Consider the following 7,790-nt stretch of genomic DNA (forward strand, 5'->3'; position numbering starts at 1 on the left):
TCTTTACGGCCATTCTACGGTGTTGAACTACGGCGGGCTTCAACACATTCCAATTTGGTGTGAATAGACGCTGGCTGCAACGTTTTTGAGTATATGACGCCGGTCACCTCGCAAGGTTCGGGTATCCGGTGCCGACCAGTGGTGGGCGCTGCCGTGGCCGCCCTCTATCGGTTCACCTCGCCGCGGCGGCCCTGATGCCCCGAGCTGTCAGCGGCCGGCAGCAAACGCCCGCAGCGAATCGACCTGAGCGGGGTCCAAAGACGGCCGCACCGTGGCGCGGGCTTGTTCGACATCGGCCAGGGAGATGTCGGCGGCATCGATCGAGCGTCGCATCGCCGTCAGCGCCGCCTCCCGGAGCAAGGCCACACAGTCGGCCGCGCTGTACCCGTCGAGCTGGCCGGCCAGTGTGTCGAGGTCGACGTCGGCGCTCAGCGGCACCGACTTGGCGGCGGTGCGCAGGATGTCGCGGCGCGCCTGCGCGTCGGGCGGTTCGACGAACACCAGCCGCTCCAACCGGCCCGGCCGCAGCAACGCGGGGTCGATCAGGTCTGGGCGGTTGGTGGCACCGAGCACCACGACGTCGCGCAGCGGTTCGATCCCGTCGAGCTCGGTGAGCAGCGCGGCCACCACCCGGTCGGTGACTCCGGAGTCGAAACTCTGCCCGCGCCGGGGCGCCAGCGCGTCGATCTCATCGAGGAACACCAGCGATGGCGCTGAATCCCTTGCCCGTCTGAACAATTCGCGGACCGACTTCTCGGAGGAGCCCACCCACTTGTCCATCAGTTCGGCGCCCTTGACCGCATGCACCGACAGCCGTCCCGTGCTGGCCAGCGCCCGCACCACAAACGTCTTACCGCAGCCGGGTGGCCCGTAGAGCAGCACGCCCCGCGGCGGTTGGACGCCGAGACGGGTGAATGTGTCGGGGTGCTGCAGTGGCCACAGCACCGCTTCGGTGAGGGCCTGTTTGGTGGCCACCATGTCGCCGACGTCGTCGAGGGTGACCGAGCCGACGGACACCTCCTCGGTGGCCGAGCGGGACAACGGCCGGATGACGGTCAGCGCGCCCTTGAGGTCGTCGTGGGTCAGCACCGGTGGGCCACCGTCGCCGCTGGCGCGGGCGGCGGCGCGCAGTGCCGCCTCGCGGACCAGGGCGGCCAGATCGGCCACCACAAATCCCGGTGTGCGAGAGGCGATTTCGGTCAGGTTCAGATCCCGGGTGGGTACCGTGCGCAACAGCACCTCGAGCAGCTGGCGACGCACATCGGCGTCGGGCAGCGGCACCCCGAGCTCTCGGTCGCACAGATCCGGGGCGCGCAGTCGCGGATCGAGCCCGTCGGGCACCGCCGAGGTGGCGACAAACGCGACCCCGCCGGTACCGACGGCCGTGCGCAGCTCCGACAGGATCAGGCTGGCCACCGGCTCGGGTGGACGATCGGTCGAGGCCGGCAGTAACGCATCGACATCGGTGATGAGCAGGACTCCGCCGGCCTCGCGCACCCGGCTGGTGGCGGTCGCGACGGCCGCCAGCCGCTCTTGGGGGGCCAGTGCGCCGATCTCCGGTCCGTCCAGCTGCGCCAGGTTGCGGGACTCGCAGACGGTGCGGACCAGCGTGGCCTTGCCCACCCCGGCGGGACCGGATACCAACACCCCGAGATTGGCTGTGGCGCCCAGGGTTTCGAGTAGTTCGGGTTCATCGAGGGCCAGCTTGAGCCATTCGGTCAACTTGCCGGCCTGGGTGTGGGCGCCCTTGAGGTCGTCGAAGCCGACCTCAGGGTGTTCGGGGGCACGCGCGTCGCGCCCCGATCCGGTCCCGGTCGCAGAGCCGGCGCCTGGGGTGGGGGTGGTTCCGTTGCTCCAGGCCACCACCGAATTGGGCTGCACACTCACCGGTCCGGCCGGGTCCACCGCCGTCACCGTCAGTAGCTCGGAAGTCCAGGTGATACCGACCGCCCGTCCCAGCGCGGCGCTGGCCTCCGACGTCGAGGTGCCGGGCCCCAGGTCGCGCGGAAGCAACGACACCGTGTCACCGACCGTCATCACCTTGCCCAGCAGCGCCTGACGCAGCGTCGCGGGGGAGACCGAGCCCGACGCCAACCTCGAACCGGACACCGACACCGAACGGGCGCCGTGCACCGTCGCCGGCGCGATCACGACCCCGGTGTCCTCGCGCAGCCCCGCATTGGCCAGCGTCACGTCGTCGAGCAGGGCGGTCCCCGGTGCGGTCCCCGACGGTGCCACCCCGACGACGGCGGCGGTGGTGCGGGCCCCGGTCAACACCACCGCGTCCCACTCGCGGATCCCGAGCGCGGCGATGGCTTCGGGATGCAACCGGATCACCCCGCGGCGCGCGTCCAGCGCCGAGGTGTTCAACCGGGCGGTCAGCGTCAACATGTCAGCTGCCCGGCCGGCGCAACCCGAGCCGCAGCATCGACCGCCGGTTGGGTTGCTTGCCCCGGCGGATCTCGCGGCGTTGCGCGCGTCGTTCCTTCGGTTTGGCGTCCCAGGCTTCCGGCCGGGCCGCGACCCAACGCTGGCTGCGCACCGTGAACGGGATGATGCACACGTAACCGACGATGATCAGCAGCACCAGGATGTAAGGGAACAGCAGTAGAGCCGCGGCCGCCGCGGCGATGGCGATCAGCAGGATCGGGGCGGCGTTCGGCGGCATCGACACCGATTTCAGTGCCAGCGTCGGTACCCGGCTGACCAACAGGGTGGCGTTCGCGGCGAACCACAGGCAGATGAACCAGGGTGAGGTCCACCAGCCGTCGCCGAACTGCAGCATGGCCGCCAGCGGCCCGATGACACCGACGGCGCCGCACGGTGCGGGCATGCCGGTGAAGTACTGCCGGGTGTAGGCCGGTTTGGTGTCGTCGTCGAGCAGCGCGTTGAACCTCGCCAACCGCAGCACGATGCACACCGCGTACAACAGCGCAAATATCCAGCCGATAGGCGAGGTCGGCAGCAGCGTCACGTACACCACCAACGCCGGCGCGACCCCGAAGTTCACGGCGTCGGCCAGCGAGTCGATCTCGGCGCCCATCCGTGACTGCGCATCCAGGGCGCGGGCGATACCGCCGTCGATCCCGTCGAGCACCGCCGCCGCGCCGATCAACGCCAACGCGATGTGCGGCCGGTCGTCGAGCGCGAACTTGATGGACGTCAGACCACAACAGATCGCCAGCACCGTCGTGGCGCTGGGCAGGATCCGCATGGCCGACGGGCGGGGTTTGCTGCCGCTGGAGCCGCCGCGGTTGCCGGTCACGGAAGGACAGCCAGGACGGTCTCGCCGGCAATGGCCCGCTGCCCGAGGCTGACCTGCAGATCCGATCCCTCGGGCAGGTAGGTGTCGAGCCGGGAGCCGAAGCGGATCAGGCCGTAGGTGTCGCCGATACCGACGGTGTCGCCGACGTGCACATCGCAGACGATGCGCCGGGCCAGCAGTCCGGCGATCTGGGTGCTGATGATCTCGACACCCTCGGGGGTGCGGATGACCACCGAATTGCGTTCGTTGTCGGCGCTGGCCGATGCCAGGTCGGCGGAAGCGAACTGGCCCGGTTTGTACGCGACGGCGATCACCTCGCCGCCGATGGGCGCCCGCTGCACGTGCGCGTCGAGGACGGACAAGAAGATGCTGACCCGCGGCAGCGGGGTGTCGGCCAGCCCGAGCTCCGGCGGCGGCACGGCATGTTCGATCAGGCACACCTGGCCGTCGGCGGGGGACACCACCACACCGGGGCGGGTCGGCGGTACCCGGTTCGGATGCCGGAAGAATCCGGCGTTGGCGGCGGCGGCCATCAGACCCGCGGTACGCAGCCACCGCGACCGGTAGCCGAGTGCCGCCACGGCCAGGCTGGCGCCGACAAACGGCAACCCGGCGGGGTGCATCGGCGGAACCGTGGAGCGCACCAGGTCGATCACGTGTGTTGCTTCGGACGAGCGGGGGCGTCTGGCCACGACGGCCATTGTAGGTATGCAGCCGACGGGGTCGAGCTACCTGTCAGCCCGTGAGGTCCCAGACCCGTACCGGTGTGCCCGCCGAAATCTCGGTGACCTCCTCCGGGATCTCCAGCAGACAGTTCGCCGATGCCAGATATCGCAGATGATGTGACGCCGGCGGCCCATAACTGCTGACGGTGCCGGTGGCGGCGTAGTACACCCCGCGGCGGAACTGCCGTTTGCCGGCCGGGGAGGTCAGCGTCTCGGTGAGCTCGGCGGTGCGTCGCGGCCGGTCGGTGTCCGCCAGGCCCATTGCCGCCCGTAACGCCGGCCGGACAAACACCTCGAATGACACCAGTGCGCTGACGGGGTTGCCCGGCAAGGTGACGATCGGGGTGTCGCCGACACGGCCCGCGCCCTGCGGCATCCCGGGTTGCATGGCCACCTTCACGAAGTCCACCGACCCGTCGCCGACCCGGCCGAGGGCATCTTTGACCACCTCGTAGGCGCCGGCACTGACCCCGCCGGTGGTGATGATCAGATCCGCATCGGCCGCGTGCCTGCTCAGGGTGGCCCGGAACTCGTCGACGTCGTCGGCCGATGTGGAGGCCACCACCGCGTCGGCTCCGGCGTCACGCACCGCGGCGGCCAGCATCGGCGCGTTGGACTCGTAGATCTGCCCCGGCTGCAGCGGCTCACCGGGAGCCACCAGCTCGGTGCCCGTCGACATGACCAGCACCCGCAGCCGGGGCCGCACCTCCAGCTCGACGACCCCGAGAGCGGCGGTCAGTCCCAGCGCGGCCGGGCTGACCAGCTGCCCGGCCCGCAGCACCGTGGCGCCTGCCGTGACGTCCTCACCCGCGGTTCGGATGTGCTGGCCGGCGCCGGGGCTGCTGCGGATCTCGACGTCGACGGTGCCACCGTCGGTCTGCTCCACCGGCACGACGGCCGTGGCGCCCGCCGGCAGGGGCGCGCCGGTCATGATCCGGTGGGCGGTCCCGGGAGCCAGAGTGAGAGTGTCGGTGCGTCCGGCGGGGATGTCCTCGGCCACCGGCAGCCGGACCGGGTGCTCGGCGGAGGCGCCCGCAACGTCGCCCGCCTGCACGGCGTACCCGTCCATGGCGGAGTTGTCGAAACCGGGGAGCGACATCGGCGCCACCACGTCGGCGGCCAGCACCAATCCCTCGGCGTCCATGAGCGGCAGCCGGACTCCGCTGCGGGGGGTGATCAGGTTTGCGACAACACGCTGGTGTTCTTCGACGGTGCGCATCTCAGACGGGGAACTTCACGCCGGTGAGCTGTTCGGAGACCGTCCACAGCCGTTCCTGGACCGCAACGTCGTGTGATGCGGCGTTCGACTTCACCAGAACCGGGGATCCCCACAGTTCGCGGAATCCGTCCGGGCCGTAGTACTGCCCGCCCGCCACGGTGGTGTCGGTGGCGGCCCGCAAGGTGCCCAGCGCGCCCATCGCCGGACTGTTGGTCACCAGGTCGGTGAGCCGGTTGACCAGCGACAGCGATGTTCCCGGCAGATGACGCATCAGCTCGGTGTTCGACACACCCGGGTGGGCGGCGACGGCGATGGTGGGGGCGCCGGCGGTCGCCAGCCGGCGTTGCAGCTCGTAGGCGAACATCAGGTTGGCGAGCTTGGACTGACCGTAGGCCGCCACCCTGTTGTAGCTGCGCTCCCATTGCAGGTCGTCGAAATGGATTCCGGCGCGGATGTTGTGCGCGATGCTGCCGACCACGACCACCCGGGACCCTTCCACCGGCAGCAGCTGGCCCAGCAGCAACCCGGTGAGCAAAAAGTGTCCGAGATGGTTGGTCCCGAACTGCAACTCGAAGCCGTCCTGGGTGGTCTGCTTGGGCGGGTACATCACGCCGGCGTTGTTGATCAGCAGGTCGATCTTCGGGTAGGCGGCCTTGATCTCCGCGGCGGCGGTCCGCACCGATTGCAGCGACCCCAGGTCCAGCGGCTGCACTTTCAGATCTGCGCGCGGCACAGTGCCGACGATCTTTGCGGCGGCCGCGTTGCCCTTCTCGGTGTCGCGGACGGCCATCACCACGTGTGCGCCGCGGGCGGCCAACACGCGCGCCGTCTCGAAGCCCAGCCCCGCGTTGGAGCCGGTGACGATCGCGATGCGGCCGCTCTGGTCGGGCACATCGGCTTCGCTCCACTTCATCGGTCGGCCTCCGCTCGTTCCGGTCCTCGCTGCGCTGCGATCCTCACGTGCTTGGTCATGCGAGGCACATTACGGACAGGGCATGCTCGACACCATGGATGGTGTGCCGGCGACCCCGGCGATGACTCTGCGTGAACCGGTGAATCGTCCCAGCGCCAAGGCCCCGGTGGTGTGGGCGTTGGGTGCGGCCGTCCCGTGGACGATGGTGCTGATCGGCTTCGGGGTGTGGTTTGCCCTCGATTCGCACCTGCTGTGGCTGCAGGTCGGGGCCATCTCGGCAGCGGTGATCGGCGCCATCGTGTCGGTGGGGGTGGTTCCGGTGTGGCGCTACCGGGTGCACCGGTGGGGGATCAGTGACCAGGCCGTGTACACGCGCACCGGTTGGCTGGTGCAAGAGCGCCGCATCGCGCCGATCTCTCGGGTTCAGACCGTCGACACCGAACGTGGCCCGCTGGATCGGCTGTTCGGGCTGGCCACCGTGACGGTGACGACGGCGTCCTCGGCGGGTGCGGTGCGGATCGTGGCCCTGGATGCGCCGGTGGCCGACGACATCGTCGCGCGGCTGACCGATATCGCGGCACTCGGCGGCAACGATGCCACCTGAGCCGCCGGTGCCACCTGAGCCGCCGGTGCCGCCTTGCCCGCCGGAACCGGTCTGGAGCCGGCTGAGTCCCCGGATGCTGCTGGTCCATCCGGTGCACGAGGTGTTGCGGCAGCTGCCGCTGCTGATCGGGTCGATCGTGCTGGGATCGGCGACCAACAATCCACTGTGGTCGCTGCTGGGTCTGGCCGCGATCCTGGCCTACGGGCTGGCGCGCTGGTTCACCACCACCTACCGCATCGACACCGACGACGTGCAGCTGCGCTCCGGTGTGGTCCAGCGGAACGTGTTGTCGGTGCCGCGCAACCGGATCCGGTCGGTGCAGACCGATGCCCGGCTGCTGCACCGGCTCCTCGGGTTGACCGTGCTGCGGGTCAGCACCGGCCAGGAAGCCCACGGGGACAAGGTGTTCGAGCTCGACGCGGTTCCGGCTCAGGAGGTGGCGCGGTTACGGTCGGTGCTGCTGTCCCAGATCGATCAGCGGCGCCCCGATGTCCAGGTCGACGACGCGGTACTGGCCCGGTGGCAGCCGTCATGGTTGCGGTACAGCCCCCTGAGCCTGTCGGGGCTGGTGATGATCGCCGCGGCGTTCGGACTGGTCTATCAGGCGGGTGTCGGTCCGGCTCTGCAACGCTCGGAGGTCGTGGAGTCCGGGCTGGATGCGGCACAGCGGTTCGGCGTCGCGGCGTCGATCGCGGCGCTGGCGGTAGCGGTGCTGGTGGCCTCGGTGGTCCTGTCGGTGGGGCGGTCGCTGCTGACCTACGGCAACCTGGTGCTGCGGAGGCGGCACACCGACACCACCGACACTCTGCATTTGCAGCACGGTCTGCTGCGGGTGCGTGAACACACCTTCGACATGCGCAGATTGCGGGGCGGCACCATTCGGGAGCCGCTGCTGGTGCGGATGTTCGGCGGAGCCCGCCTGGATGCGGTGATGACCGGTGTCAATGGGGCAGGGGAGGCGTCGTTGCTGTTGCCGCCGTGTCCCGCTGCCACCGCGAACGGGGTGCTGCACACCCTGATCGGCGACGCCGGCGCCGTCTCCGGTGAGCTGCGCGGCCATGGCC

Annotated in this window: 7 protein-coding genes; 2 read left to right on the plus strand and 5 right to left on the minus strand. The window is 69.9% G+C overall.

Features of this window, described 5'->3' with window-relative positions; genetic code table 11:
* Positions 1 to 207: 207 nt before the first annotated feature.
* From WBB07_RS10950 to WBB07_RS10970, 5 genes are read right to left on the minus strand one after another with little or no spacing between them, the layout of a single operon-like run.
* Positions 208 to 2,391, minus strand: a complete 2,184-nt coding sequence (locus WBB07_RS10950) for an AAA family ATPase (RefSeq protein ID WP_526307521.1) — start codon at positions 2,389 to 2,391, stop codon at positions 208 to 210.
* A 1-nt stretch (position 2,392) separates the two neighbouring features.
* Positions 2,393 to 3,214, minus strand: a complete 822-nt coding sequence (locus WBB07_RS10955) for a CDP-alcohol phosphatidyltransferase family protein (protein WP_526307533.1) — start codon at positions 3,212 to 3,214, stop codon at positions 2,393 to 2,395.
* 47 nt (positions 3,215 to 3,261) lie between these two features.
* Positions 3,262 to 3,957 (minus strand): phosphatidylserine decarboxylase, encoded by a 696-nt coding sequence (locus tag WBB07_RS10960; protein WP_526307523.1) that lies wholly within the window; start codon positions 3,955 to 3,957, stop codon positions 3,262 to 3,264.
* 43 nt (positions 3,958 to 4,000) lie between these two features.
* A complete protein-coding gene (gene moeA / locus WBB07_RS10965) occupies positions 4,001 to 5,209 on the minus strand; it encodes a molybdopterin molybdotransferase MoeA (protein WP_526307525.1) in 1,209 nt (402 codons plus the stop codon).
* A gap of 1 nt (position 5,210) precedes the next feature.
* Entirely contained in the window at positions 5,211 to 6,122 is a 912-nt protein-coding gene (locus tag WBB07_RS10970; protein ID WP_526307527.1) for an oxidoreductase, read from the minus strand.
* Positions 6,123 to 6,243: 121 nt separating this feature from the next.
* Between WBB07_RS10970 and WBB07_RS10975 the strand changes: the two genes are divergently transcribed.
* Positions 6,244 to 6,726 carry a PH domain-containing protein gene (locus tag WBB07_RS10975; RefSeq protein ID WP_526307535.1) on the plus strand — a complete coding sequence of 161 codons (483 nt, stop codon included), beginning with the start codon at positions 6,244 to 6,246 and terminating at the stop codon, positions 6,724 to 6,726.
* Between the two features lie 73 nt (positions 6,727 to 6,799).
* Positions 6,800 to 7,790: PH domain-containing protein (locus tag WBB07_RS10980; RefSeq protein WP_526307529.1), on the plus strand; the 991-nt coding region annotated here is incomplete at its 3' end.

Origin of the sequence: Mycobacterium sp. (genome assembly GCF_049647605.1) — a bacterium.
In the GTDB taxonomy this organism is placed as follows: Bacteria; Actinomycetota; Actinomycetes; order Mycobacteriales; family Mycobacteriaceae; genus Mycobacterium.